The sequence below is a fragment of the Arthrobacter sp. Dra40 genome, assembly GCF_059091905.1.
In genome coordinates this window covers 1-1,256 of the sequence record NZ_JBNHHB010000500.1, presented here as the reverse complement: position 1 = coordinate 1,256, position 1,256 = coordinate 1, and the positions used below count along the sequence as shown (strand labels likewise).

The 1,256-nt window shown below is 70.6% G+C and carries 1 protein-coding gene and 1 pseudogene; both read left to right on the top strand.

The features are described 5' to 3' along the window. Nucleotides 1–659, top strand: a 659-nt coding sequence (locus AC5RWT_RS37550; protein WP_494084645.1) for a FliH/SctL family protein, incomplete at its 5' end; no start/stop codon positions are given. Next, nucleotides 656–1,256: pseudogene (locus tag AC5RWT_RS37545) on the top strand (EscN/YscN/HrcN family type III secretion system ATPase); the annotation flags it as partial. The gene AC5RWT_RS37550 and the pseudogene AC5RWT_RS37545, both read left to right, overlap by 4 nt.

The window sequence follows — 1,256 nt, the reverse complement described above, 5'->3', positions numbered from 1 at the left end:
ATATGTCTACTGAGGCTGCATTCTCCAGGATGAGTTTTCCTGAGCTGAACACCGGCGCCGGGACTTTCGCCAAGTTGGCCTACACCGAACTGCGCAGCGACGAATCGCAGGAGCGGGCGTTCGAACAGGCCAAGGTCCGCGGGCATGCGGCCGGCTACACCGCGGGCATGCGCGAAGGCTCCGAGATGATGCGCGAACGCCAACTGGCGATGGAGCAGGACCACGCCGCCCTGATGGCGGACGCCCGCGCCCGCGTGCAGCAGTCGGTAGCCGCGCTGGCGGCCGCCACCCGTGCGCTGGAAGAGCGGACGGCGCCCGTGCTGGCCGCCGCCCAGGACACGTTGGCCGCCGCGGCCATGGAGCTGGCGGAAGCCATCCTGGGCCATGAACTGTCCGACGGCGAAGCCTCCGCACGCGCTGCCCTCACCCGGGCGCTGGCCGGGGTGGACGCCTCGCGCGTGCACACCGTCCGGATGAACCCGACCGACTTGACCATGCTCCCGCCGGAGACGCGGAAGCATGCGGGCGTGAGCTTCAGCCCCGATTCCTCGCTCGCACCCGGGGACGCGGTCACCGAGTTCGCCGACGGCTTCCTGGACGCACGGATCAGCACCGCGCTCTCCCGGGCCAAGGCCGCACTGTTGGAGGCCAGGCAGTGACCGCCGTGGCGTGGCGCCCACGCGCCGACCGGTTTGCCGGCGCGCTGGCCGCAGCCCGCCCCGAGCGCTTCGGGACGGTGTCCTCGGTGGTGGGCCTCGGCGTCGAAATCGCCGGTCTGGACTGCGCCATTGGCGACTTGGTGCTGATCGGCGAGGGCCAGGGCGTGGAGGCGGAAGTGGTGGCGACCAACCGGGACGGCATCCGCTGCATGCCCTTGGGACGGCTGACCGGAATCAACACCGGCACCCCGGCCAAAGCCAAGGGCACCCCGGTGCTGGTGCCCACCGGAAACGGGCTGTTCGGCCGCGTGTTGGACGGCATGGGCCGGCCGATCGACGGCAAAGGACCGCTGGTCTTCGACGCACTGGTGCCGCTGGACAACGACACTCCGTCCGCGATGCACCGGGCCCGCATTGATACCCCGCTGCAGCTGGGTGTGCGCGTACTGGACACCCTCACCACCGTGGGCAAGGGCCAGCGCATGGGCCTTTTTGCCGGCTCCGGCGTGGGCAAGTCCTCGCTGCTGTCCATGATCGCCCGCGGCACCGACGCCGAGGTCTCCGTGATCGCGCTGGTGGGGGAGCGCGGGCGTGAAG